This is a genomic window from Janthinobacterium sp. RA13 (genome assembly GCF_000745325.1).
In the GTDB taxonomy this organism is placed as follows: Bacteria; Pseudomonadota; Gammaproteobacteria; order Burkholderiales; family Burkholderiaceae_D; genus Janthinobacterium; species Janthinobacterium rivuli.
The window spans coordinates 3,619,196-3,642,864 of sequence record NZ_JQNP01000001.1 but is presented as its reverse complement, the minus strand read 5'-3'; the positions used below and the strand labels follow the sequence as shown (position 1 = coordinate 3,642,864).

At 63.4% G+C, this 23,669-nt stretch carries 25 protein-coding genes; 16 read left to right on the top strand and 9 right to left on the bottom strand.

Translation table 11 applies throughout. From position 1 onward, the window contains the following. Positions 1-107: 107 nt before the first annotated feature. Positions 108-1,697, top strand: coding sequence for a beta-barrel assembly-enhancing protease (locus tag FG13_RS16180; RefSeq protein WP_035828300.1), 1,590 nt, complete (start codon positions 108-110; stop codon positions 1,695-1,697). Here the strand turns inward: FG13_RS16180 and FG13_RS16175 are convergent. From FG13_RS16175 to FG13_RS16160, 4 genes are all read right to left on the bottom strand, one after another. Then, positions 1,694-2,290: a DUF2946 family protein gene (locus tag FG13_RS16175; protein ID WP_035822509.1), complete on the bottom strand. Its 597-nt coding sequence runs from the start codon at positions 2,288-2,290 to the stop codon at positions 1,694-1,696. The genes FG13_RS16180 and FG13_RS16175 overlap by 4 nt on opposite strands. Next, positions 2,283-3,308, bottom strand: a complete 1,026-nt coding sequence (locus FG13_RS16170) for a YheT family hydrolase (protein WP_035822507.1) — start codon at positions 3,306-3,308, stop codon at positions 2,283-2,285. The genes FG13_RS16175 and FG13_RS16170 overlap by 8 nt, the downstream gene beginning before the upstream one ends. Beyond that, positions 3,308-3,733 carry a YybH family protein gene (locus tag FG13_RS16165; RefSeq protein ID WP_035822505.1) on the bottom strand — a complete coding sequence of 142 codons (426 nt, stop codon included), beginning with the start codon at positions 3,731-3,733 and terminating at the stop codon, positions 3,308-3,310. The genes FG13_RS16170 and FG13_RS16165 overlap by 1 nt, the downstream gene beginning before the upstream one ends. 74 nt (positions 3,734-3,807) lie before the next feature. Beyond that, a complete protein-coding gene (locus tag FG13_RS16160; RefSeq protein WP_034780619.1) occupies positions 3,808-4,002 on the bottom strand; it encodes a zinc-finger domain-containing protein in 195 nt (64 codons plus the stop codon). A 258-nt stretch (positions 4,003-4,260) separates the two neighbouring features. On the opposite strand from FG13_RS16160, the gene FG13_RS16155 reads away from it, so the two are divergent. The 11 genes from FG13_RS16155 to FG13_RS16105 all read left to right on the top strand — a co-directional run bounded on the left by FG13_RS16155 (position 4,261) and on the right by FG13_RS16105 (position 15,498). Continuing rightward, entirely contained in the window at positions 4,261-4,995 is a 735-nt protein-coding gene (locus tag FG13_RS16155; protein WP_035822502.1) for an AzlC family ABC transporter permease, read from the top strand. Further along, positions 4,988-5,335 (top strand): AzlD domain-containing protein, encoded by a 348-nt coding sequence (locus FG13_RS16150; RefSeq protein WP_035822500.1) that lies wholly within the window; start codon positions 4,988-4,990, stop codon positions 5,333-5,335. Before FG13_RS16155 ends, FG13_RS16150 begins: the two co-directional genes overlap by 8 nt. Positions 5,336-5,415: 80 nt before the next feature. Beyond that, positions 5,416-6,627, top strand: coding sequence for a phosphoglycerate kinase (locus FG13_RS16145; RefSeq protein ID WP_035822498.1), 1,212 nt, complete (start codon positions 5,416-5,418; stop codon positions 6,625-6,627). A 113-nt stretch (positions 6,628-6,740) separates the two neighbouring features. After that, positions 6,741-8,201, top strand: a complete 1,461-nt coding sequence (pyk, locus tag FG13_RS16140) for a pyruvate kinase (RefSeq protein ID WP_035822495.1) — start codon at positions 6,741-6,743, stop codon at positions 8,199-8,201. A 78-nt stretch (positions 8,202-8,279) separates the two neighbouring features. Further along, positions 8,280-9,344: a class II fructose-bisphosphate aldolase gene (fba, locus tag FG13_RS16135; protein WP_035822493.1), complete on the top strand. Its 1,065-nt coding sequence runs from the start codon at positions 8,280-8,282 to the stop codon at positions 9,342-9,344. A gap of 104 nt (positions 9,345-9,448) precedes the next feature. Next, a complete protein-coding gene (locus tag FG13_RS16130) occupies positions 9,449-10,342 on the top strand; it encodes a phosphoribosylaminoimidazolesuccinocarboxamide synthase (protein WP_035822489.1) in 894 nt (297 codons plus the stop codon). Between the two features lies 1 nt (position 10,343). Beyond that, positions 10,344-10,841 carry a 5-(carboxyamino)imidazole ribonucleotide mutase gene (purE, locus tag FG13_RS16125; protein ID WP_035822487.1) on the top strand — a complete coding sequence of 166 codons (498 nt, stop codon included), beginning with the start codon at positions 10,344-10,346 and terminating at the stop codon, positions 10,839-10,841. 15 nt (positions 10,842-10,856) lie between these two features. Beyond that, on the top strand, positions 10,857-12,065 hold the full coding sequence (locus FG13_RS16120; protein ID WP_035822484.1) for a 5-(carboxyamino)imidazole ribonucleotide synthase: 1,209 nt from the start codon (positions 10,857-10,859) through the stop codon (positions 12,063-12,065). Next, a complete protein-coding gene (locus FG13_RS16115; protein WP_035822480.1) occupies positions 12,062-13,081 on the top strand; it encodes an L-threonylcarbamoyladenylate synthase in 1,020 nt (339 codons plus the stop codon). Before FG13_RS16120 ends, FG13_RS16115 begins: the two co-directional genes overlap by 4 nt. A 241-nt stretch (positions 13,082-13,322) precedes the next feature. Further along, positions 13,323-14,714 (top strand): SGNH/GDSL hydrolase family protein, encoded by a 1,392-nt coding sequence (locus FG13_RS16110; protein ID WP_035822477.1) that lies wholly within the window; start codon positions 13,323-13,325, stop codon positions 14,712-14,714. 97 nt (positions 14,715-14,811) lie between these two features. Beyond that, a complete protein-coding gene (locus tag FG13_RS16105) occupies positions 14,812-15,498 on the top strand; it encodes an OmpW/AlkL family protein (RefSeq protein WP_035822474.1) in 687 nt (228 codons plus the stop codon). 45 nt (positions 15,499-15,543) lie between these two features. On the opposite strand, the gene FG13_RS16100 is transcribed toward FG13_RS16105, so the two are convergent. Next, the gene (locus FG13_RS16100; RefSeq protein WP_035822470.1) at positions 15,544-16,050 is read right to left on the bottom strand and encodes a flavin reductase family protein; all 507 of its coding nucleotides are present in this window, start codon (positions 16,048-16,050) and stop codon (positions 15,544-15,546) included. Between the two features lie 176 nt (positions 16,051-16,226). On the opposite strand from FG13_RS16100, the gene msrA reads away from it, so the two are divergent. Then, complete coding sequence (gene msrA, locus FG13_RS16095) at positions 16,227-16,760, top strand: peptide-methionine (S)-S-oxide reductase MsrA (protein ID WP_035822468.1); 534 nt, start codon at positions 16,227-16,229, stop codon at positions 16,758-16,760. A 16-nt stretch (positions 16,761-16,776) separates the two neighbouring features. Here msrA and FG13_RS16090 read toward each other — a convergent pair whose 3' ends face one another. Together FG13_RS16090 and pdxH are read right to left on the bottom strand one after the other, a co-directional pair. After that, positions 16,777-18,012 carry an SAM-dependent methyltransferase gene (locus FG13_RS16090; RefSeq protein WP_035828297.1) on the bottom strand — a complete coding sequence of 412 codons (1,236 nt, stop codon included), beginning with the start codon at positions 18,010-18,012 and terminating at the stop codon, positions 16,777-16,779. A 127-nt stretch (positions 18,013-18,139) separates the two neighbouring features. Beyond that, on the bottom strand, positions 18,140-19,339 hold the full coding sequence (gene pdxH, locus FG13_RS16085; protein WP_035822466.1) for a pyridoxamine 5'-phosphate oxidase: 1,200 nt from the start codon (positions 19,337-19,339) through the stop codon (positions 18,140-18,142). A 112-nt stretch (positions 19,340-19,451) separates the two neighbouring features. Here pdxH and tcdA point away from each other — a divergent pair, with 112 nt between their 5' ends. Further along, positions 19,452-20,297, top strand: a complete 846-nt coding sequence (gene tcdA / locus FG13_RS16080; RefSeq protein ID WP_051959142.1) for a tRNA cyclic N6-threonylcarbamoyladenosine(37) synthase TcdA — start codon at positions 19,452-19,454, stop codon at positions 20,295-20,297. On the opposite strand, the gene thpR is transcribed toward tcdA, so the two are convergent. Continuing rightward, positions 20,294-20,812 (bottom strand): RNA 2',3'-cyclic phosphodiesterase, encoded by a 519-nt coding sequence (gene thpR / locus FG13_RS16075; protein WP_035822463.1) that lies wholly within the window; start codon positions 20,810-20,812, stop codon positions 20,294-20,296. The two genes, tcdA and thpR, sit on opposite strands and share 4 nt — an antisense overlap. 95 nt (positions 20,813-20,907) lie before the next feature. On the opposite strand from thpR, the gene FG13_RS16070 reads away from it, so the two are divergent. After that, positions 20,908-21,372: an FKBP-type peptidyl-prolyl cis-trans isomerase gene (locus tag FG13_RS16070; protein WP_035822462.1), complete on the top strand. Its 465-nt coding sequence runs from the start codon at positions 20,908-20,910 to the stop codon at positions 21,370-21,372. Between the two features lie 99 nt (positions 21,373-21,471). Then, the gene (cysK, locus tag FG13_RS16065) at positions 21,472-22,404 is read left to right on the top strand and encodes a cysteine synthase A (protein ID WP_035822460.1); all 933 of its coding nucleotides are present in this window, start codon (positions 21,472-21,474) and stop codon (positions 22,402-22,404) included. Here the strand turns inward: cysK and FG13_RS16060 are convergent. Further along, entirely contained in the window at positions 22,365-23,663 is a 1,299-nt protein-coding gene (locus tag FG13_RS16060) for an SGNH/GDSL hydrolase family protein (protein WP_152598786.1), read from the bottom strand. The genes cysK and FG13_RS16060 overlap by 40 nt on opposite strands. Positions 23,664-23,669 lie beyond the last annotated feature (6 nt).

Here is a 23,669-nt window from a genome sequence, read left to right as displayed (position 1 = left end):
GGTGCCGCTAACAAGGTATGATAGCACCCGTGAATTCAAAAACTCCCCTCCAGACCGTACTTGAAAACGCCGCCGCCGCATGGCTGCGCCAGCCATGGCGTGTATCCCTGCTGGCCGCGCTGTGCTGCGCTGCCCCTTCTGCGCTGGCGCAAACCTATACCTCCGCGCCAGCGGCGCCGGCCGCCAGCGCGGCGGCCAAGCCGGCGAGCAGCTGGACGCCGCTGGCCGTGCCGCCGGCGCCAAACCTGCCGAACCTGGGCGACACCTCGCGCGAAGACCTGTCGCCGGCGATGGAGCGCAAGATCGGCGAGGAAATCATGCGCGGCATCCGCGGCGACCGCGACTACCTCGATGACGCGCCCTTGCTCGAATATCTGAATACCTTCGGCAACGCGCTTGTGGCGGCGCGTCCCAGCGTGCGCGGCGAAACGAATTACGATTATTTCTTCTTTGCCGTGCGCGATCCCCAGTTGAACGCGTTTGCCTTGCCTGGCGGCTTCATCGGCGTGCACTCGGCCCTGGTGCTGGCGGCGCAAACGGAGGCGGAACTGGCGTCCGTGCTGTCGCACGAGATCGGCCATGTGGCGCAGCGCCATATCGCGCGCATGCTGGGCCAGCAGCGCCAGGATGCCCTGATGCCGCTGGCCGCCATGCTGCTGGCGGCGCTCGCTTCGCGCGCCGGCGGCGACGTTGCCATGGGCGTGTTTGCCGCCGGCCAGGGCCTGGCCATCCAGCGCCAGCTCAATTTCGGCCGCGACGCCGAACGCGAGGCGGACCGCATCGGTTTCCAGATCATGGGCGAAGCCGGTTTCGACACCACCGGCATGGTGGCCTTCTTCGGCCGCATGCAGGCGGCCAGCCGCTCGTACAGCGACCTGATGCCCGCCTACCTGCAGACCCACCCGCTGACGACGGAACGCATCGCCGACATCCAGGCGCGCATCCGTGAGCAGCCGTACAAGCAGCGGGCGGACAGCCTGAGTTTCCACCTGGCCCGCGCCCGCGCCCGCGTGCTGCAGGATGAAAGCGTGCAAGGTTTGTTGAATGCCAAGGCCCTCTTCAAGACGCAGCTGGAACAGCAAAGCCGCTTCCAGGTGACGGCCGCCCACTACGGCTTGTCCTTTGTCGCCGTCAAGCAGGGCAAGCCGGCGGAGGCGCAAAAGGAACTCGATGCGGCCAATGCGGCACTGCACCAGCCGGCCGCGCCAAATGTGCTGACGTCGGGCGGCACGCAGGGTCCCAATTCCCTGCTGGCCGCGATGGCGCTGGAAGTGCTGTTGATGCCGGCGCAAAAGAAGGAAGTGGCGCAACAGGCGTTGAAGGCGGCCGACGCTGCGCGCCAGCAGTTCCCCCTCTCGCGCGGCATTGCCCACCAGTATGCGGAAGCGTTGATGGCTGCCGGCAAGCTGGAGCAATCGACCCTGTATTTGCGCGAGCAGGTGCAGCTGTACAAGGAAGAGCCGGAACTCTACGATTTACTGGCGAAAGCTTATGCGGACCAGGGCAAGATGACCTTGCAGCACATGGCGCTGGCCGAATCGTACGTCTTGCAGGGCGCCACCATGGCCGCGCTGGACCAGCTGACGATCGCCCGCAAATCGACGGACGCGACCTTTTATGACCAGGCCGTGATCGATGCGCGCGAACGCGAACTGCAGGAAAAGCGCCGCGAACAGATCAAGGACCAGAAGGGCTAGTCCTGATCGGCTTGCGGCACCGGCTGGAAGTCGAAGGTTTGCGGCACGGCATCGTAGCGCAGCGGCTGCACGGCAATGTGCTTGCCCGCGTGCAATAGGGTCAAGCTGCCCTGGTGCAATTCCAGCCAGTCCAGCAAGTCGTCGTTGCTGGCCACTTGGCCATCGACATGTAGCGCATCGAGCACCTGCGACAGGTCGCGGTCATCCACCTGCGCCACGATATCGCCATGGCGCAAGATCAGCATGCCGTCGTCGCACCAATACACTTGCTCGATCTGTTCCAGCGGCGCGCCCGTCTGCAAGACAAAACCGTGCTGCGGATCGCTGCGGGCGATATACGGCGTCGCTTCCAGGTTCACATACACGCGCTGCGGGCCGTTCTGAAAAAACCAGCAACCGCGTTCGTCCTGGGCGTAATTGCGGTTGATGAAATTCAACAGGGCCGCGTGGGCGATCTTGTCGCCGGGCAGTTGTTGCTGTTGCGCCTGCTGGTCGCGCATGCGCCAGTGGCCGCGCGCATCCAGGCCCAGCCAGCCGTAGCAGTGCGGTACGTTCGGCCATTTGGCCAGGGCTTGCTTGACGAGTTCATCCATGTGTAGCGTTTTCCATGTGAGTGGGCGCACCGCCAGCGTGCCAGCTTTGCGACACAGACGGCGCCATGTTGCCGTTTTCAAAAAAGGAGAGCAGCCGTTGCGGCAGCCAGCGTGTGCTTCCCGGCAACTTGCCGGCGGCAAAGCCGACGTGGCCGCCGTGGCGCGGATACTCGAGCGTAACCGTCGGCGCGGCGCTGCGCGGCAGGAAGCGTCCGGGCAGGAAAGGATCGTTTTGCGCATTCAGTACCAGGGTCGGCACGGTGATGTCGTGCAAGACGTGCTTGGCGCTGGCGCGGTGCCAGTAATCGTCGGCGTCGCGGTAGCCGTGCAGGGGGGCCGTGACGACATTGTCGAAGGCGTGCAAGTCGCGCGCGGCCAGCATGGCGTCACGCGCGAACAGGCCGGGGAACTGCTCCAGCTTGGCCAGGCATTTCGGTTTCAAGGTGTTCAGGAACATGCGCGTGTAGAGCCGGTTGGCGCCCGAAGACAGAGCCTTGCCCCCTTGCGCCAGGTCCAGCGGGGCCGATACGGCCGCGGCCGCATCGATGAAATCGGCCTGGTGCTGCGACTGGCCCAGCCAGCACAGCAGGGCGTTGCCGCCCAGCGACACGCCGGTCGCGTAAAATTTACCGGTGGCGCGCGGGCGCAGGCGCTGCACGATCCAGTCCACTTCCTGCGCATCGCCCGAATGGTAGAAACGCGGGGCCAGGTTGGCTTCGCCCGAGCAGCCGCGAAAATGCGGCACGGCGCCGGACCAGCCGCGCGCGGCCACCTCGGCCATCAGGGCGCGCGCGTAATGGCTGTTCGACGAGCCTTCCAGGCCGTGGAACAGCACCACGAAGGGCTGGCCAGGCTGGCCGTCGACCAGGTCGACGTCGACGAAATCGCCATCGGGCGCTTGCCAGCGTTCGCGGCGGAAGGCCACGGCCGGCTTGGCAAGGCACACGGCCGGATAAATCGTCTGCGCGTGGCCGCCAGGCAGCCACAGCGGGGCGGTATAGAAAAGAGACAAAGCCATCAGTGCAGAATCTGCGCTCCCGCGGCATCGGCCGGTGCGCCACCGGGGGCGATGGAGGCGTGATGCAAGACGATGCGCCAGCCGCGCGGCGTTTTTACGTACACGTTCGTGGCCAGCAGGTGCGCCGGACCGCCTTCTTCCTGGGTCACGCCTTCGATGACCGTGTGCACCGAGCTCATCAGATTGTGCGTTTCATGCAGCTGCGCTGGCACGATGTGCAGGCCGCCGCCGGTCAGGATGGTTTCCCACGAGGCGCGGATGGCGGCGTGGCCGATCAGGCGCGCGCCGCCCGGGTGGATGCAGACGATCTCTTCATCGTCGGCCCATAGCGCCATCAGCGCTTCGAGGTCGGCGCGGTGCAAGGCATCGTAGAACGCCGCTTCGACTTCGGCGGCGCTGCCATTGAGTTCTTTCAGACGTTTCATGACGACTCCGGCTTGATCGGTACAGCTCAGTGTGCAAATGAAAACGGCGCGCTGGGGGCGCGCCGCTGGGCAGTTTAATGGTGGCCGGCGCTGGCGCCTTCCTTCAGGGTGTAGGCCGTGCCGCAGTAAGGGCACTTGGCGATACCGTCCTTGTTGAATTCCAGGAACACACGCGGATGCGACGACCACAATGGCATGGCCGGGTTAGGGCAGTGGGCTGGCAAGTCTTTACTGTCGAGTTCGACCGCTGGCTGGGTGGTTTTTGTCATCTTGTCATGCTCCGTGAGGCTGTATGGAAGGAAGTCGGCTGCTGCCAAAAGCACGATTTTAACGGATTCAGGCAGACAGCAAAAATCATGGCTAAAATGTCGGCTCGATCATCTTCGGCTGCGGCGCGGGTTTTTGCGGAAATATGGCAGCTGCAGCGCCACACTGACTGGATTTGCCTTGCCGGTATTACCGTTGCGCCATTGCGCCCCGCGCACCATTGTTGTGCAGTTACCACACTACCTCGGCCGGAGCGCCGCGTGAACGCCGTCCCGGCCGCCAAGGACGACGCCCTGCTGAAAGACGCCTGGCGCGCCGGCCTGAACCTGGGTGCGCCCACCCTGCTGGGCATCGCCGCCTGGGGCATGGTGGTGGGCGTGGCCATGGTGAAAAGCGGGTTGACGGTTGCGCAGGCGGGGGCCATGACCCTGTTTGTCTTCGCCGGCTCGGCCCAGCTCGCATCTTTGCCCCTGCTGGCCGCGCAGGCGCCTGTGTGGGTGATCTTCGCCACGGCCCTCGTCGTCAATTTGCGTTTTGTCATCTTTTCCGTGCTGCTGGCGCCGCATTTTTCCCATCTGCCGTGGCGCCAGCGCTTTGCGCTCGGCTATGTGGCGGGCGACATCACGGTGGGCCTGTTCCTGCAGCGCTATCCCCATGAAACGCCGGACCCGGCCAAGCTGCCCTTCCTGAAAGGCTTGATTTACCCCAACTGGCTGGCCTGGCAAATCGGTTCCTTCATCGGCATCGTGCTGGGCGCCGTCGTGCCGGCCGAATGGGGGTTGGGTTTTGCGGGCACCCTGGCGATCCTGTGCGTGACGGTGCCGCTGATTCTCAGCCGCGCCGCCCTGTGCGGCGTGCTGGTGGCGGGCGCGGTGGCCGTGCTGGCCTTCAGCCTGCCGTACAAGCTGGGCTTGCTGGTCGCCGTGGTGGTGGGCATGGTCAGCGCCATGGCCGTGGAAGAATTGACCGAGAAATGGACAAAACGTCATGTTTGACGGCATCGACCTGGGCGGGAGCGACGTGTGGATCGCCATCGCCGTGCTGGTGGTGGCAACGGCCGCCACGCGCAGCACCTTTTGGCTGATCGGCCACCACGTCACCATTCCACGCCGCGTGGGCGAGATGCTGCGCTATGCGCCGGCCTGCGCGCTGGCGGCCATCATCGCGCCCGACCTGCTGATGGAGGGGCAGCAAGTGCACTTGGAATTGTCGAATTTGAAACTCTTGTCGGGGATTGCCGCCACGCTCTTTTTCGTGATCCGCCGCAATATGCTGCAAACCATCGTCTTCGGCATGCTGGTTTTCACGGGCTTGCGACTGTTGCACGTTTTTTAGTAAAGCAGGACAAATCGGGGATTTGCTCTGGTCATTGCGGTAAAATAGCGCACTTCCTTCCACTCGTCATCTGGATCGCCATGTCAGCTGTTCTCAACTTCATCCGTCTGCAAGATTTGATCGCCCAAAATGCACTGCAAGGCAAGCGCGTGTTTATCCGCGCCGACCTGAATGTCCCGCAAGATGACAGTGGCAAGATCACCGAAGATACGCGCATCCGCGCCTCGGTGCCGGCCATCCGCGCCGCCCTCGACGCTGGCGCCGCGGTCATGGTGACGTCGCACTTGGGCCGTCCGACGGAAGGCGAGTTCAAGCCTGCCGACAGCCTGGCGCCCGTAGCCGCCCGCCTGTCCGAGCTGCTGGGCCAGGAAGTTGCATTGAAACAAAATTGGGTCGATGGCGCCGGCCTGGAATCGCTGGCTGCCGGCCAGGTCGTCCTGCTGGAAAACGTGCGCGTCAACAAGGGCGAAAAGAAAAACAGCGATGAGCTGGCGCAAAAAATGGCCAAGCTGTGCGATATCTACGTCAATGACGCGTTCGGCACGGCCCACCGCGCGGAAGCCTCCACGCACGGCATCGCCAAGTTCGCCCCCGTCGCCTGCGCCGGTCCGCTGCTGGCCGCTGAACTGGATGCGCTGGGGAAAGCCTTGCACGCCCCGGCCCGGCCATTGCTGGCCATCGTTGCTGGTTCGAAAGTATCGAGCAAGCTGACCATTTTGAAAGCCCTGTCCGACAAGGTCGATAACCTGATCGTCGGCGGCGGCATCGCCAACACCTTCATGAAGGCCGTCGGCTTGAACGTCGGCAAGTCGCTGGTGGAAGCGGAACTCGTCGAGGAAGCCAAGGCCATCATCGAGATCATGGCCAAGCGCGGCGCGCAAGTGCCGATTCCCGTCGACGTCGTGTGCGCCAAGGAGTTTTCGCCCACGGCCGTTGCCACCGTCAAGGACGTGGCCGACGTGGCGGACGACGACATGATCCTCGATATCGGCCCGAAAACGGCGGCCCTGCTGGCGCAGCAAATCGCCGCGGCTGGCACCATCGTGTGGAACGGCCCGGTCGGCGTGTTCGAATTCGACCAGTTCGGCAACGGCACCAAGACTCTGGCCCTGGCCATTGCCGAGTCGAAAGCTTTCTCGATTGCTGGCGGTGGCGACACCCTGGCGGCGATTGCCAAATACGACATTACCGATAAAATCAGCTATATCTCGACCGGCGGCGGCGCTTTCCTGGAGTTCCTGGAAGGCAAGACTTTGCCAGCCGTCGAGATCCTCATGCAGCGCGCCGCTTGAGGCGCTGCCGTTAGCCGTTCAGTACCAAGCGCAGCCTGATCGCTGCGCTTTTACCTTGCCGGGCGGCATAGCCGCCAGGTCTTGCTCACCTTCGCTCGCGCACAAGGACTCCTATGCCACGCGGTACAAAAATCGTAGCAACAATCGGCCCCGCTTCCACCGACTTCGATATCCTGGTGAAAATGATACGTGCGGGTGTCGACGTGGTGCGCTTGAATTTTTCCCACGGCAAGGCGCAAGACCATATCGACCGCGCGGCGCTGGTGCGCCTGGCGGCGGCCGAGTGCGGCCGCGAAGTGGCCATCATGGCCGACATGCAAGGGCCGAAGATTCGCGTCGGCAAGTTTGAAAACACCCGTATCCAGCTGGAGGCGGGAGAGCGCTTCATCCTCGACGCCAAGTGGGGCGAGAATGGCGAACTGGGCAACCAGGAAAGAGTCGGCCTCGACTACAAAGCCTTGCCGCGCGACTTGCACAAGGGCGACGTGCTGCTGCTGAACGACGGCCTGATCGTGCTGATCGTCGAGCGCATCCACGGCAGCGAAATTCACACCACCGTCAAGATCGGCGGCGAGTTGTCGAACAACAAGGGCATCAACCGCCAGGGCGGCGGCCTGTCCGCGCCCGCGCTCACGGCCAAGGATATGGAAGATATCAAGACGGCCATGAGTTTCCAGGCCGACTATCTGGCCATTTCCTTCCCGAAATGCGCGACCGACATGGAAATGGCGCGTCAGCTGGCCAATATCGCCGGCGAGCCGTACCACCACAAGCCGATGATGATCGCCAAGATCGAGCGCGCGGAAGCCATTCCTGCCCTGCAGGAAATTCTCGACGCTTCCGACGGCATCATGGTGGCCCGTGGCGACCTGGCCGTCGAGGTGGGCAATGCGGCCGTGCCAGCCTTGCAGAAACGCATGATCAAGATGGCGCGCGCATCGAACAAGCTGGCGATCACGGCCACGCAGATGATGGAATCGATGATCGTCAATGCCGTGCCAACCCGCGCGGAAGTGTCCGACGTGGCCAATGCCGTGCTCGACGGCACGGACGCCGTCATGACGTCGGCCGAAACGGCCTCGGGCAAGTACCCGATCGAGACGGTGGAAATGATGGCCGCCATCTGCGTGGAAGCGGAACAGTCCGAATACAACAAGCTCGACGCCGATTTCCTCAACGTCACGTTTACCCGCATCGACCAGTCGATCGCCTACGGCGCGCTGTTTACGGCCCACCATTTGCGCGTCAAAGCCATCGTGGCGCTGACGGAATCCGGTTCCACCGCCTTGTGGATGAGCCGCCACAGTATCGACACGCCGATCTACGCGCTCACGCCCAGCGTGACGACTTTGCGCAAAGCCGCGCTGTACCGCAATGTTCGGGCGTATCATCTGATGCAGAACGCCCCCAGCGCGCAAGTGCTGAAGCAGGCGGAAGACTTGCTGGTGGAACAAGGTATCGTCCGCAAGGGCGACATGATCGTCGTTACCTGGGGTGAACCGATGGGTCAGGTGGGCGGCACGAATGCCCTGAAAATTGTCAAGGTAGGCGACCTCGAAGCAGTGCTGATCTGATGTAAAGAATTCAGGCGCCGCCGCGGTCATCGACCGCGAAGCGCCGCAACGGTTTCTATTGTTATCTGGAGTATTACCATGTCTCTCGTATCCATGCGTCAACTGCTGGACCATGCCGCCGAAAACGGTTATGGCATTCCTGCTTTCAACGTCAACAACCTGGAGCAAGTGCAAGCCATCATGGCCGCCGCCGATGCGCTGAACTCGCCGGTGATCATGCAGGCGTCCGCTGGCGCGCGCAAGTACGCCGGTGAAGCGTTCCTGCGCCACCTGATCGACGCCGCCGTCGAAGCGTATCCGCACATTCCCGTCGTCATGCACCAGGATCACGGCCAGTCGCCGGCCGTCTGCATGGCCGCCATCCGCTCGGGTTTTACTTCCGTGATGATGGACGGTTCGCTGGAAGCGGACGGCAAGTCGGTCGCCTCCTACGACTACAACGTGGAAGTGTCGCGTGAAGTGGTGAAATTCTCGCACGCCATCGGCGTGACGGTGGAAGCGGAACTGGGCGTGCTCGGTTCGCTGGAAACCATGAAGGGCGACAAGGAAGACGGCCACGGCGCGGACGGCACCATGACGCGCGAGCAACTGTTGACGGACGTGGCGCAAGCGGCCGACTTCGTGCAGCGCACCCAGTGCGACGCCCTGGCGATCGCCATCGGCACCTCGCACGGCGCCTACAAATTCACGCGCAAGCCGACGGGCGACATCCTGGCCATCGACCGCATCAAGGAAATCCACGCGCGCATCCCGAATACCCACCTGGTGATGCACGGTTCTTCGTCGGTGCCGCAGGAATTGCTGGCCATCATCCGCGAATTCGGCGGCGACATGAAGGAAACCTACGGCGTGCCAGTCGAGGAAATCCAGGAAGGCATCCGTCACGGCGTGCGCAAGATCAACATCGACACCGACATCCGCCTGGCGATGACGGCTGCCGTGCGCAAGTACCTGTTCGAGAACCCGTCGAAATTCGACCCGCGCGACTTCCTGAAGCCAGCGCGCACCGCCGCCGAGCAAATCGTGCGCGCGCGCATGCAGGCTTTCGGCTGCGAAGGCCAGGCGTCGAAAATCAAGGTCATCACGATGGAAAAAATGGCCGAGCGCTACAAGGCCGGCGAGCTGTCGCAAATTGTGAAGTAAAATTCTGTCTGGAACGGGCCGGAAGCAATGCTCCGTGCCCGATTTTCTCGACCGGCGGGCACCCCCTGCCTGCCGGTTTCGTTTCATCCAACTATTCCCCCGCTATGAACAGCCTCTATCAGACTTCCATCCATTCCCTGCCATTGCTGGGCCACGGCAAGGTCCGCGACAACTACGCCGTTGGCGACGACAAGATTCTGATCGTCACCACGGACCGCCTGTCGGCCTTCGATGTCGTCATGAACGAGCCTATCCCCGGCAAGGGCAAGGTCCTCAACCAGATGAGCGACTTCTGGTTCGAGAAACTGGGCCATATCGTGCCAAACCACCTGACCGGCGTGGCGCCGGAATCCGTGGTGGCAGCTGATGAAGTGGAGCAAGTGCAAGGCCGCGCCGTCGTGGCCAAGCGCTTGAAACCGATCATGGTCGAGGCAGTCGTGCGCGGCTACATCATTGGTTCGGGATGGAAAGATTACCAGGACACGGGCAGCATCTGCGGCATCGCGCTGCCAGCAGGCCTGCAACAGGCGGAAAAACTGCCGGAACCGATCTTCACCCCGGCGGCCAAGGCCGAATTGGGCGAGCATGACGAAAACATCAGTTTTGCCGAAATGGAAGAGCGCATCGGCGCCGACCTGGCCGCCAAGATGCGCGACGTGGCCATTCAACTGTACAAGACGGCCGCCGAATACGCTGCCACGCGCGGCATCATCATCGCCGACACCAAGTTCGAATTCGGCCTGGACGACAATGGCGTCATGCATCTGATGGATGAAGTGCTGACGGCCGACTCGTCGCGTTTCTGGCCTGCCGATTCGTATCAGCCTGGCATTTCGCCGCCATCGTTCGACAAGCAATTCGTGCGCGACTATCTGGAAACCCTGACCTGGGGCAAGACCGCACCGGCGCCTGCGCTGCCGGCCGACGTCATCGAAAAAACCCAGGCCAAGTATTTTGAAGCCATCGAACGCCTGACGGGCGAGAAGCTGAAGGCCTGAGATGACTGAGCAAAACAAGCCGCTGGTCGGCGTCATCATGGGCTCGTCCTCGGACTGGGACGTGATGCAGAACGCGGTCGCCATCCTGAAACAGTTTGGCGTGCCGTACGAAGCGCAAGTCATTTCCGCGCACCGCATGCCCGACGAGATGTATGCGTACGCGAAAAGCGCGCGCGCGCGCGGCTTGCGCGCCATCATCGCCGGCGCCGGCGGCGCGGCCCACCTGCCTGGCATGGTGGCCGCGATGACCATCGTGCCCGTGCTGGGCGTGCCCGTGCCGTCGAAATACTTGCGTGGCGAAGATTCCATGCTGTCCATCCTGCAAATGCCCAAGGGCGTGCCGGTGGCCACCTTCGCCATCGGCGAAGCGGGCGCGGCGAATGCGGCGCTGACGGCGGTGGCGATGCTGGCCGCCAATGACGACGCCCTGGCCGAGCGCCTGGAAGCCTTCCGTGCCACGCAAACGGCCGCCGCCAAGGCCATGGTCTTGCCTGAATAATGTGTTTGAAAAATAATGAATAGTAAATCGACTTCCCCATTGCTGCCTGCCGCCCATCCATCGGCGTGGCTGGGCGTGATGGGCGGCGGCCAGCTCGGCCGCATGTTTGCCCAGGCCGCCCAGAGCATGGGTTATCAGGTTGCAGTTCTTGAACCTGTGCTGGAACCGGCCGCCACTTGCCCTGCGGGGCAGGTGGCGCAGCGCCTCATCAATGCCGGCTATAGCGATGTCGCCGGCCTCGACGCCCTGGCGGCGCAATGCCTGGCCGTCACCACGGAATTCGAGAACGTGCCGGCCGACAGCCTGTCGCGCCTGGCCGAACGCGTGTTCGTGGCCCCGAACGCCCATGGCGTGTCGGTGGCGCAGGACCGCATCGCGGAAAAGCGTTTCTTTGTCGACTGTGCGGAGAAATCGGGCGTGCTGCCGGCGCCGCACATGGTCATCGCCACGCAGCTTGACATCGACGCCATCAGCGACGACTTGCTGCCGGGTATCTTGAAAACCGTGCGCATGGGCTATGACGGCAAGGGCCAGTTCCGCGTGCGCACGCGCGACGATGTGCGCGCCGCGTTCGCGGAAATGGGCGAAGTAACTTGCCTGTTGGAAAAGATGCTGCCGCTGGCGTATGAAGTGTCCGTGCTGACGGCGCGCGGCGTGGATGGCGAATCGGTCGTCTATCCGATCGCCGAAAACGTGCACCGCGACGGCGTGCTGTTTACCACCACCGTGCCGGGTCCGAACGTGTCGGATGACTGCGCCGCCAAGGCGCAGCGGGCGGCGCAAGCCATGGTGGCCGAACTCGGCTATGTCGGCGTGCTGTGCATCGAATTTTTCGTGCTGGAAGATGGCAGCCTGGTGGTCAATGAAATGGCGCCGCGTCCGCACAACAGCGGCCACTACACGATGGATGCCTGCGTCACCAGCCAGTTCGCGCAGCAGGTGCGGGCCATGGCGCGTCTGCCGCTGGGCGACGTGCGCCAGCATTCGCCGGCCGTGATGCTCAACATCCTCGGCGACGCCTGGTTTGCCGGCGACAGCGATGCTGCCTGCGAACCGGCGTGGGACCAGGTGCTGGCGCTGCCGGGCGCTTGCCTGCATCTGTATGGCAAGGATGATCCGCGCCGTGGCCGCAAGATGGGCCACCTGACCTTCATCGCCGCCACCTTGCCGGAAGCGCAGCAGCGCCTGCGCGACGCTTGCCTGATTTTGGGAATCGCGCCGTGAGCGTGTCCGCGCAAGACTTGGCAGCTGCTGCCGCCGTGCTGGAGGCGGGCGGCCTCGTCGCTTTTCCGACGGAAACCGTGTACGGCCTGGGCGCCGATGCGGAAAACCCGGCCGCCGTGGCACGCATCTATGAAGCCAAGGGCCGGCCTTCCGACCACCCCGTGATCGTGCACGTGGCGCCCGGCGCCGATCTGGCGCACTGGTCCGACGACATTCCAGTCGAGGCGCAGCAACTGGTGGACGCTTTCTGGCCCGGTCCGCTGACTCTGATCGTCAAGCGCGCCGCGCATATTCCCGACGCCGTCTCCGGCGGCCAGGACACGGTGGGCTTGCGCTGCCCGTCGCATCCGGTGGCTATCGCCTTGCTACGCACTTTCAAGGGTGGCAAGGGCGGCCTGGCGGCGCCGTCGGCAAACAAATTCGGCAACGTCAGCCCGACCACGGCGCAGCACGTGCGCGATGAATTCGCGGCGGAACTCGCCAGTGGCTTGCTGGGCCAGGTCCTCGATGGCGGGCAGAGCGACGTGGGCATCGAGTCGACCATCGTCGACCTGTCGCGCCTGGCCACACACGGTCCCGTGCTGTTGCGTCCCGGCCATATCAGCAGCGAACAGATCGCCGCCGTCATCGGCCGCGCACCGGCAGTGGCGGACGCTGCCGCGCCGCGCGCCTCGGGCACCTTGGAATCGCACTACGCGCCGCACACGCCTGTTGCGATGCAGCACAGCGACGACGTGCGCGCCACCCTGAACCGCCTGCTCAATGACGGGCGCCGCGTGGCCCTGATCCATTACTCGGATCTGCCGCCGGCCAGCGCCAGCGTGCGCCTGGCCGCGACACCTGAAAATTACGCACATGCGCTGTATGCCTCGCTGCGCACGATGGACCAGGTCGGCGCCGAGCTGATACTTGTCGAAGCCCCACCCACCGGCCCCGCGTGGCTGGGCGTCAACGACCGTCTGCGGCGTGCCGCGTTCGGCTCAAGTGGTATCTTGCAGCAATTCCTGTCCTTCTGAAAAAAGCCCCGCAAGGGGCTTTTTCTTGATGCAGCGCAATAGCGATGCTTGCCACGAAACATAGTAAATCCGCCATAATCCATCTGATCGCCCGGCCATGACAGGGCGCCGTCAGTGTTGTTATTTCGTTGATTTTTAAAACATATTTTCTATACAAGCCTGAGGAACGATGGCATATTAGTTGGGTAGCGAATAGCACGCCCGTTCGTTTAGAAACCAGAAAAAAGACCGAGGAGACAAAATGCATCAAACCAAATTCGCGCTGGCCGTGCTGGCAGCGGCTGTCCTGGCAGGTTGCGGCGGCGCCAGTGGCGGTGATCAAGCCTTGAAAGTCAAATACACGGCGCAGGTGTCGTTCGGCGACAGCCTGTCCGATGTCGGTTCGTATGCCGTCGCCGGCGTGGCGGCGAGCGGTGGCGGCAAATTCACCATCAATGGCGACAATACCAAGATCAATCCTGAGCTGACGGGCAAGAACTGGACCGAGCACCTGGCCGCGCAATTCGGCTTGCCGGCGCCATGCGCCGCCGAAACGGGCCTGGAAGGCAGCGTACCGAGCCTGCAGGCCCCGCGCGTCAAGCATGCCGGCTGCTTCGGCTACGCCATGGGCGGTTCGCGCGTCACCAACCCCGTTGGTCCGAACAACAAGCTGGCGGGCGGTGCGCTGGGCGCCCTGACCGTGCCCGTGGTGACGCAGATCGCGAACCATCTGGCGGTTTCCGGCGGCAAGTTCAGCGGCACGGAAGTCGTTTTCGTGATGGCCGGCGGTAATGACGTGCTGTTCCTGCTAGGTCAATTGCAAGCGGGCGCGACGGACGCCGGCAAGAAGGCGGGCGCTGCCGCGGGTGCGCAAGCATTCGCCACCAATCTGACCATGGCCCTGGCGGCCGGCGCCACCAATCCCAACACGGCAGCGGCAGCCATCGGTGCGGCGGTAGCGACCGCCAGTGCGGCGCCTGGCGCGACATCGACATCGATTGTGCAGGCCGCCGTCTTCGCTGCAGCCAACCAGCCGGGCAATGCCGCCGTCGGTTCGCCCACCGTGTATGGCCCGCTGGTCGCCAAGGCGCAAGCCGATGCGACGGTGACGGGCAATGCTGCCGGCGCCAAGGCCGGTGCCGAATACGCTGCTGCCCAGGGGCCGTTGCTGGTTGCCGAGATGAAAAAAGCTGGTATCGAACTGGTGGCGCAGGTCAAGGACCAGATCATTGCCAAGGGCGCCAACAATGTGGTGCTCAACAACCTGCCGGACGTGGCCGGTACTCCATCGGGCCTGAGCAAGGATGCCAATACCAAGGCGCTCATCAATGCCATGGTCAGCACCTTCAATGGCGAGCTGAGCGCCGGCTTGAACGGCAATGCGAAAGTCTTGCTGGTCGACGTGTATGCCGTCAGCCATGACCAGGGCGTCAATCCTGGCCCGTATGGCTTGACCAACGTCACGGAAACGGCATGCGACCTGTCGCCAGCGAAAAATTCACTGGGCAGTTCGCTGGTCTGCAATGGCACCAACCTGAAAGCGGGCGACGTCAGCCACTACTCGTATGCCGACGATGTGCACCCTACGCCGTTCAACAACCTGTTGCTGGCCCGTTACGTGGCCAAGGACATGGTCGTGCGGGGCTGGCTGTAAGGATGGCCGCGCCAGCTACGTCGACGGGACGTGGCTGGCGCTGGCAGCGACAAGTTTGGATAGCCCGGCTATCCGCACATAATGATCAGGAGACAAGATGAAGAATCGTTTGAATACCGCTGTACGCGTGCTGGCCGCGGCTGCCGCGATGGCCATGGCGACGGGCGCTTCGGCGCAAAGCGCAGGCACCTGGATGGTCAAAGCCGGCCTCAACAAGATCACGCCGCACGTGGACAGTGGCGACATTTCCGCGCCGGCACTGCCTGGCACGAAAGCCGACGTCAAGTCGGATACCAAGCCCATCCTGACCTTTGCCTACATGATCACGGACAATGTTTCCGCTGAAATGATCCTCGGCGTGCCGTACAAGCATGACCTGATCGGCGACGGTTCCATCAAGGGTACGGGCAAGCTGGGGACGGCGGAAGCCTTGCCGCCGACGGCCTTCATCCAGTACCGTTTCTTCCAGCCTAATGCGATGATCCGCCCCTACGTGGGCGCGGGCTTGACGTATGCTTATTTCCAGAAGGAAAAAGGTTCGGGCCAGATGACGGCCTTGCTGGATCCGGGTGGAAAACCAGTGACGTACCGCATGGACAACAAGCTGACCGGCAGCCTGGTGGTCGGCGGCACCGTGGCCTTCAACGAGCGCTGGTTTGCCGACGTGGCCGTGGTCAAGACCTACCTGAAAACCAGGGCGAAATTCTCGACGGGGCAGACGCAGGACATCAAGCTCGACCCGGTTGCGGTGAGTGTCAGCATCGGATACAACTTTACGCTGTAAAACAAAAAATCCGCCTCGGCGGATTTTTTTTTGTCCCGTTCCCGCTCAGGCTGGCGGGGTATTGAACTTTCCATTGTGGAAGATCAAGGGCGGCTGCGCGGCAAACGCGCATTGTTCCACTTCGCCCACGAAAATGACGTGGTCGCCTTCGGGATAGCGGCTGCGGTTGTGGCATTCGAACCAGGCCGATGCGCCTTTCAGGATGGGCTGGCCCGTGCGCGACAGTTCGTAGTCGACGTCGTCGAAGGGATTCGGCGTGCGGCGTGAAAAGCGCGTCGCCAGTTCCGCCTGGTCGGCGCCCAGCACATTGATGACGTAATGCGAGTTGCCGCTGAAAATGGGCATGCTGTTCGCCACGGAACCGAGGCTCCACAGCACCAGCGGCGGCGACAGCGAGACGGAATTGAAGGAACTGGCCGTCAAGCCACGGAAACTGCCGTCGGCCAGGCGCGTCGTGATGACCGTCACGCCGGTGGCAAACTGTGACAGTGCCTGGCGGAAATGTGTCGTATCGAATTCTTGCGCTGGCGCGCGGGGAGAGCGTGTGTTCATGGGTGACCTGTCTATTTGCTGACATTATGCCAAAAATCGGCCGCGCCAGCGCAATCGTGGCCAGCATGTCCCTATGTGCGGTGCTTAACGCGCCGTTTCAAGCGGCGCTGCAGGCCGTTGCGCTTTACGTTACAGTGATGAAATGATACGTCGCAGAGGCGTTGCGGGAGGGCATCATGCATCAACAGACGGAAGTGGCGGTATTCGGCGGTGGCTGTTTCTGGTGCCTGGCCGCCGTGTACGGGGAAGTGCGCGGCGTGACGCGCGTCGAGGCCGGCTACACGGGCGGCAAGGTGCCTGACCCCAGCTATGAACAGGTGTGCACGGGCGAGACGGGCCACGCGGAAGTGGTGCGCCTGGAATTCGATCCCGCCATCATCAGCTATCACGACTTGCTGGAAATCTTTTTTACCTTGCACGACCCCACGACCTTGAATCGCCAGGGAAATGATGTTGGCACGCAATACCGTTCCGTCATCCATTACCAGTCGGCCGCGCAGGAAAGCGTGGCGCGCAAGGTCGTGGCCGAGATGGCCGGTGTGTGGGATGCGCCCATCGTCACGCAGCTGGCGCCGGCCGCCACCTTTTATCCAGCCGAGGAGTGCCATCAGAATTATGTCGAGCAGCATCCCTTGCAGGGCTATTGCGCCCTGGTTGTCGTGCCGAAGGTGGAGAAATTCCGCGCCATGTACGCGGGACGCCTGAAGTGAACGCCCCGCGTGCCTGTCAGTTCTCGAGCACGGGCGCCGGCTTGGCGTCCTGCGCATACATGTAGTTGCGCGACCAGGGCAGCGTGGAAGAGCGCCGGCCCGCCTTCACGCAGACGATCTGGTACAGGCTGATCAAATCTTGCTCGAAGGCATAGGCGCAGCCGGCCAGGTAGACGTGCCAGATGCGGAAGCGCCGCTCGCCCGCCAGCGGACGGATCTGCTCGGCGTGGGCTTCGAAATTCTCCGTCCACAGGGCGCAGGTGCGCGCATAGTGGCGCCGCAGGTTTTCCACATCCAGCACTTCCAGCCCGCCTTGCTGCATGGTTTTCAGGACATTGCCGATGTGCGCCAGCTCGCCGTGCGGAAACACATATTTTTCGATGAATTCGCCGCCGCCATACGGCGTTTCGCCATTCTCCGGATCGGTCGAGGTGATGCCGTGGTTCATCGCCATGCCGTCCGGCGCCAGCAGCTTGTGGATGATGGAAAAGTAGTCGGGCAAGTGTTTCAGGCCCACGTGCTCGAACATGCCCACGCTGGTGATGCGGTCGAACTGGCCGGTCACGTCGCGGTAATCTTGCAGGCGGATGTCGATCAGGTGGGCCAGGCCGGCCGCCGCCACGCGCTCGCGCGCCAGCGCGTACTGGTTTTCCGACAGGGTCACGCCCACGCAGCGGGCGCCATATTGCTGCGCGGCGCGCATGACGAGCGCGCCCCAGCCGCAGCCGATGTCGAGCAGGGTCTGGCCCGGCTGCAGCTGGATTTTCTTCAGGATATGGTCGATCTTCTTGACTTGCGCCTGCGCCAGGGTCTCATCGCCCTGTTCAAAATAGGCGCAGGAATACACGAGGGCGGGGTCGAGAAACTGTTCATAGAAGGCGTTCGACACATCGTAGTGGTAGCGGATGGCTTCGGCATCCTTGCTCTTGTCGTGTGTAAAGCTGCGCACGATGCGGGCCAGCTTGCCTTCCGGCTTCAAGGTATTGCGCGCCAGGGCATTGCAGATGGAAATCATGTCCATCGCTTTGCCCTTGACCTCGATATTGCCTTCCACATAGGCCGAGCCCAGGTTGGCCAGCGACGGGTTCAGCAGATAGCGGGCCGAGGCGACGGTCGGCAAACGGATGGTGACGCTGGGCGTTTCGCTGGACAGGTCGACGTGCTGGCCGTTCCACAATTCTATGCGTAGCGGCAAGGCGGTCTTGCTGCGGATGCTGGCAATCCAGGACTTGAGTTGGTTTTGTACAAACAAAATGGCCTCCAATGCAGCGGCCGCCGTGGCAGCCGCAAATTGAGAAACAATGTCATTTAGTAACTTCTATCCTCATAGCCTACACCGATATTGACCAGCTTGCTTTGCGCCGCCCCGCCTATCCTGCTCAAGGTTGCAAGCGTTGCATGCTCCATTGCCCGTCAGCACCACGCGTAAACACGATGCGGTCGTGGAAGCGCGAACGGCGTCCCTGCCAGAATTCGATGCGTTCCGGCTGCAAGCGGTAGCCGCCCCAGTGTGCCGGGCGCGGCGGCTGCGCGTCGCCGACGGCGGCCACCACGGCCTCATAATTGCTTTCCAGCGCGGCGCGGTCGGCGATGGGGGCGCTTTGCTGCGAGGCAATCGCAGACAGCCGGCTTTGCAGGGGGCGCACATTGAAATACTCGTCGCTCTCGGCCGCCGTGGTTTTCACCACCGTGCCTTCGATGCGCACTTGCCGCTCCAGCTCGCGCCAGAAGAACAGCAGGGCGGCGTGTGGATTGTGTTCGAGCTGCTGGCCCTTGTCGCTGTGGTAATTTGTGTACCAGGTAAAGCCCCGTTCATCGAACTGCTTGATCAGCACGATGCGCGAGCTGGGCTTGCCTTCAGGACTGACGGTGGACAAGTCCATGGCGTTCGGTTCCATCACTTGCGCGTTGACGGCCTCGGCAAACCATTTCTGGAACTGGGCGATGGGATCGGCCAGCACATCCGTCTCGCTCAGGCTCGATTGCACGTAGTCGGTGCGCATGGCGGCCAGCACGGCGGCCGGGTCCGGCACTGCGGGCACTTCCGGCGCGATGCCGCGGCGGCGCTGCATGGCCGTGCCCAGCCGCTCCATTTGTTGCGCGCTGAACAGGCGCTTTGCCATCGGTGCCAAATGCCCCTCTTCCTTAGTCATGTGGGCCTGGTAGGCGGCGACATAGGCGGCCACACCCTCGGCGGCCAGCTGCATGCCCGTGCCGGCCGCGATGGCGTCCAGTTCCGGGCGCAGGGTCAGCCAGGCCTGATCCATGCGCTGGTGGTCGGCGAGGATTTCCGGTACCAGCGTGGACAGCAATGCCGCATCGTCGCCCGTGGCGGTCGCCTGCAGCATGGGCATCAAGTCCTGCTCTTCATCGTCATGGTGCAGATGGGCGGCTTTATTGAAATATTGCAACACCGCCTTGGCCGCCTGCTGCGCGTCCGCCGTGTTGCCGTGCTGCGCCAGATGGCCCAGCAGGTTTTGCAGGGTCGTCAGCTGCTTGCGGATCTTGTCGTGGCAATGCTTGAGCACGGCGATGGGCTGGTCAAAGCCGGGAACGGAGTCGAACAGGGGAGAGGTCATGGCGAGTTCTCGTGGTGGGCGGTGTGGGGGCGTGGCGACAGTACGGCTTGTCGCTGTGTCAATTCGGCTATTTTAGAATATCCGCCAGCGCAGTGTCCGTTAAAATGGCGCCATGCATACCTCCACCAATGAACAAATTTCCATGGACTTGACCGAGATCGATTTTGAGCGGCGTTTCGGCGGCATTGCCCGCCTGTACGGCGCCCCCGCGCTGGAACGCTTCCGCGCCGCGCATGTGTGTGTGATCGGCGTGGGCGGCGTCGGTTCCTGGATCGTCGAAGCGCTGGCGCGCAGCGCCGTCGGCCGCCTGACCCTGATCGACCTCGATAATGTTGCCGAATCGAATATCAACCGCCAGATCCAGGCCATGAGCGACACCATCGGCCAGGCCAAGATCACGGCCCTGGCCGAACGCATCGAACTGATCAACCCGTTTTGCCAGGTCACGCAGATCGAGGATTTTATTACCCCTGATAATCTGGAGCAGTTGCTGGGCGGACGCGATTTCGACTACCTGGTCGACGCCATCGACAATGCCAAGGCGAAAGCGGCCGTGATCGCGTATTGCCGCGCGCGCAACATACCCATGCTGACCATCGGCAGCGCGGGCGGCCAGACGGACCCGACCCTGATCACCGTGCGCGACCTGTCGAAAACGGAACAGGAACCGCTGCTCAAGCGGGTACGAAAACTGTTGCGTACTGAATATGGTTTCCCGCGTGGCGTGAAAAACAAATTCAATGTCGATGCCGTGTTTTCCATGGAACCGTTGAGCACGCCAGAGAGCGCGGAAGCGTGCGCCATCGATGGCAGCACGCCGGCCGGCGTCACGGGCCTCAATTGCGCCGGCTTCGGTTCCAGCGTGGTGGTGACGGCCAGCTTCGGCATGGTGGCGGCCGCCCATGCGCTGAAAAGCTTGCGCCAGGACAAATCAGCCGCCGTGCCGGACGCCGCCTAGCTTAATTTCCTACTGGCCAAGATGCGGTAGTCACCGCTGCTTTTGATCGATTCCACCAGCACCAGCTCGTCCGCCTGCCAGGCAATGGGCGCGAAGTCCCCGATGGCCGGTGGCGGCGCCTGGCGCGCCAGGGTGATGTGCGGCGTGAAGCGGTCGTGTTCGAAGCGCGGCGCCAGTCCCTGTTCCGCCAGGCTCTGCATGCAGGCCGTGCGCAAGTTGAGCAAGGCCGGCGAGGGCTGCGCCAGGGCGGCCCAGGCCAGCGCCAGCTGCGCAAAATGGCTGGCGTGGTCGAACAGCAGGGGCATGGCGCGCGCCTGCATGTGTTCCAGGATACCCAGCAGGGCCGGCAGATCGCTGACCCGGCGCTGGCCCAGGAAGGCCAGGGTCAGGTGCAGCTTGTCCGCGCGCACAGGTTTGCCGTCCAGACGCGCCTGCCAGGCGGCCAGGGCCGCGCGCGTGGCCGCATCGGGCCACAGCGCGTAAAACAGGCGGGGGCAATGGGTATCGGGCGACAAGTTTTTCCTATCGTTGCGGCGGTTTGCTATTATTGGCGTTCCCTGCCGGTTTGCTGGCGCAGGGATCTCACCGAAACTCACTGAAAGAATACATCATGACGCGTAGCTCCGTTTTGTTTGCCCTGATCTGCTCCGTCGCCGCGTCGCTGGCGCAGGCACAGGCGCCAGCGCCTGTTCCCGCCTCCGCCGTCTCGCTGAGCCCCGGCCCTGTCGCCGATAAACTGATCCTGATCGACAACAAGGTCGGCACGGGCAAGGAAGCGTCCGCCGGCAATGCCGTCACCGTGCACTACACGGGCTGGCTGTATCGTCCGCTGGCGAAAGATTCGCGCGGCAAGAAATTCGACAGCTCCGTGGGCCGTGGCCCGTTTGACTTCCCGCTCGGCAAGGGCATGGTCATCAAGGGCTGGGACCAGGGCGTGGCCGGCATGAAAGTGGGCGGCAAGCGCACCCTGATCATTCCAGGCGAACTGGCTTACGGTCCGCGCGGCGCCGGCAATGGCGACATTCCGCCGAACTCGGCACTGATCTTCGACGTGGAATTGCTGGACGTGAAGTAATTGTTCGGTTTGGCGGCGGCGCATCCCCGCGCCGCCGCCATTTACGTTCTGAAACGCGGTAGACTGGGTTCTTCTGTAATTGCTGTGGAGACCACCCCCATGAACATCGCCAACGACGTCACTGAACTGATCGGCAACACCCCCCTGGTGCGCATCAACCGCATCGCCGCCGGCAGTGTGGCCACCATCCTGGCCAAACTCGAATTCTACAATCCCGCGCACAGCGTCAAGGACCGTATCGGCCTGGCCATGATCGTCGCCGCGGAAGCCGCTGGCAAGATTCATCCTGATACCGTCATCGTCGAGCCCACCAGCGGCAACACGGGCATCGCGCTGGCCATGGTGTGCGCCGCGCGCGGCTACCGTTGCACCCTCGTCATGCCCGATACCATGAGCCGCGAGCGCCGCATCCTGCTGCGCGCCTACGGCGCCGAGCTGGTGCTCACGCCCGGCAGCGAAGGCATGCTGGGCGCCATCCGCAAGGCCGAGGAACTGGTGGCGGCCGACCCGCGCTACCTGATGCTGCAGCAATTCAACAATCCCGCCAATCCCGCCATCCACCGCGCCACGACGGCCGAGGAAATCTGGCGCGACACGGATGGGCAAGTCGATATCGTCATCGCCGGCGTGGGCACGGGCGGCACGATTACCGGCATCGGCGAAGTGTTGAAGGAACGCAAACCCGGCGTGCAAGTGATTGCCGTGGAACCGGAAGCGTCGCCGATGCTGTCGAAAGGCACCAAGGGACCGCACCCGATCCAGGGCATCGGCGCCGGTTTCGTGCCGCAGATCCTCAACACGACCATCTACGACGAAATCATCTGCGTCAAGAACGACGATGCGTTCGCCACGGCGCGCCTGGCCGCCAGCGACGAAGGCTTGTTGGTCGGCATCTCGTCGGGTGCCGCCCTGTGGGCCGCCCTGCAAGTGGCGCGCCGTCCGGAAAACGCGGGCAAGACCATCGTCACCATCATTCCGTCGTTTGGCGAACGCTACTTGAGCACGGCTTTGTACGCGGGCCTGGGCGACTGATCTTTACTGTTAAACAGTAGCGACAGGTCTATCCCTTCCGCCAGCGCCAGGTTGCCCGCGTCGCCCGGATGCAGGTGGTCGCCCGAGTCGTAATCGGGCAGCAGGCGCAGCGGGTGGGCCGGGTCGCGCGCCAGCGCGTCGAAGTCGAGGACGGCATCAAACAGGCCGCTGGCGCGTATCCACGCATTCAATTGCTGTCGCAATGCATCTTTATCAAGCTGATAATAGTCGCTCAGGGGCGTGCCGGGCAGAGCGCCTGCGAACGGCGTCAGGGTGGCCGCGATCACGCGCACGCCGCGGCTGCGCGCCTGCTCCACCAGCTGGGCGTAGCCGTTTGTTAACTCCTCCAATGTCGGCCGTTTTTCCCGTGGCGCAAACGCCGTGCCGGGCCAGCTGATGTCATTGATCCCCAATAAAACGATGACCGTGCGCACGCCAGGCTGCGCCAGCACGTCACGCTCGAAGCGGGCCAGGGCATTGTCTCCCATGCCGTCGGACAACAGTCGCCCACCGGAAATGCCCGCATTGACCACGGCCACGCCGTGCGGCGCCAGGCGTTCGGCCAGGAAATCGGGCCATCGCGCATCCATCCCCAGGCTGGCGCTGGCGCCATCGGTGATCGAATCGCCAAGGATGGCTACAGTTTGCGCCCCCGGCGCCGCCTCCACCTGGATGGCCGTCAGTAAAAGGCGCGCCGTGGTGGCTTGCACGCCGGGCCCGTCATCGATGCGCGCCGCCTGCGTCTGGTCAAGCGGGGCGATCCACGTCGTCTCGCGGCCATCCCAGTGAAACGTGGAGACGGGACTGGCTTGCGGCAAATGGATGCTCACCGTCAGCCGGGCCAGGTCCGGCACGGACAGCTCGACGGGGTCGCTGACGAGCGGTGCGCCCGGCGCCACGCTGGCCGCCGGCTGGCCGGAAAACGTCAGCGTGCGCACGCTGCCGGGTTGGATGGCTGAGCCGGACGCGGCCAGGGCCACCGTGGCCGCGCCAATGCGCAGCGGCGCCTTGCCATACGCATTCGACAGCACGATGCGCACGCGCGGGCCGCCCACGCTGAGGCGCGCCACCTGGCGCACGGTGTGCCCGTGCAGCACGGCGGGCACATTGCTGGGGAACAGGAAATCGCTGCTCCACACGGCTTGGGGGCTGGCCGTCCAGCTGGCCAGCCAGGTGGGTGCGGGATCGACCGCATGCGCGGCGGGAGCACTCAGCGCCAGGCTTAGCAGGATGGCGGGGAGAAGGGACAATCGTTGCATGGCGGC

Bases quoted from the DNA above. Each gene is read 5' to 3' on its own strand.
- msrA (WP_035822468.1), top strand. From the start codon at position 16,227: ATGCATCAACAGACGGAAGTGGCGGTATTCGGCGGTGGCTGTTTCTGG.
- FG13_RS16120 (WP_035822484.1), top strand. From the start codon at position 10,857: ATGAATAGTAAATCGACTTCCCCATTGCTGCCTGCCGCCCATCCATCG.
- FG13_RS16130 (WP_035822489.1), top strand. From the start codon at position 9,449: ATGAACAGCCTCTATCAGACTTCCATCCATTCCCTGCCATTGCTGGGC.
- FG13_RS16150 (WP_035822500.1), top strand. From the start codon at position 4,988: ATGTTTGACGGCATCGACCTGGGCGGGAGCGACGTGTGGATCGCCATC.
- cysK (WP_035822460.1), top strand. From the start codon at position 21,472: ATGAACATCGCCAACGACGTCACTGAACTGATCGGCAACACCCCCCTG.
- FG13_RS16165 (WP_035822505.1), bottom strand. From the start codon at position 3,733: ATGAAACGTCTGAAAGAACTCAATGGCAGCGCCGCCGAAGTCGAAGCG.
- pdxH (WP_035822466.1), bottom strand. From the start codon at position 19,339: ATGACCTCTCCCCTGTTCGACTCCGTTCCCGGCTTTGACCAGCCCATC.
- tcdA (WP_051959142.1), top strand. From the start codon at position 19,452: ATGCATACCTCCACCAATGAACAAATTTCCATGGACTTGACCGAGATC.
- FG13_RS16070 (WP_035822462.1), top strand. From the start codon at position 20,908: ATGACGCGTAGCTCCGTTTTGTTTGCCCTGATCTGCTCCGTCGCCGCG.
- FG13_RS16170 (WP_035822507.1), bottom strand. From the start codon at position 3,308: ATGGCTTTGTCTCTTTTCTATACCGCCCCGCTGTGGCTGCCTGGCGGC.
- purE (WP_035822487.1), top strand. From the start codon at position 10,344: ATGACTGAGCAAAACAAGCCGCTGGTCGGCGTCATCATGGGCTCGTCC.
- fba (WP_035822493.1), top strand. From the start codon at position 8,280: ATGTCTCTCGTATCCATGCGTCAACTGCTGGACCATGCCGCCGAAAAC.
- FG13_RS16160 (WP_034780619.1), bottom strand. From the start codon at position 4,002: ATGACAAAAACCACCCAGCCAGCGGTCGAACTCGACAGTAAAGACTTG.
- FG13_RS16105 (WP_035822474.1), top strand. From the start codon at position 14,812: ATGAAGAATCGTTTGAATACCGCTGTACGCGTGCTGGCCGCGGCTGCC.
- FG13_RS16100 (WP_035822470.1), bottom strand. From the start codon at position 16,050: ATGAACACACGCTCTCCCCGCGCGCCAGCGCAAGAATTCGATACGACA.
- FG13_RS16110 (WP_035822477.1), top strand. From the start codon at position 13,323: ATGCATCAAACCAAATTCGCGCTGGCCGTGCTGGCAGCGGCTGTCCTG.
- FG13_RS16060 (WP_152598786.1), bottom strand. From the start codon at position 23,663: ATGCAACGATTGTCCCTTCTCCCCGCCATCCTGCTAAGCCTGGCGCTG.
- FG13_RS16145 (WP_035822498.1), top strand. From the start codon at position 5,416: ATGTCAGCTGTTCTCAACTTCATCCGTCTGCAAGATTTGATCGCCCAA.
- pyk (WP_035822495.1), top strand. From the start codon at position 6,741: ATGCCACGCGGTACAAAAATCGTAGCAACAATCGGCCCCGCTTCCACC.
- FG13_RS16175 (WP_035822509.1), bottom strand. From the start codon at position 2,290: ATGGATGAACTCGTCAAGCAAGCCCTGGCCAAATGGCCGAACGTACCG.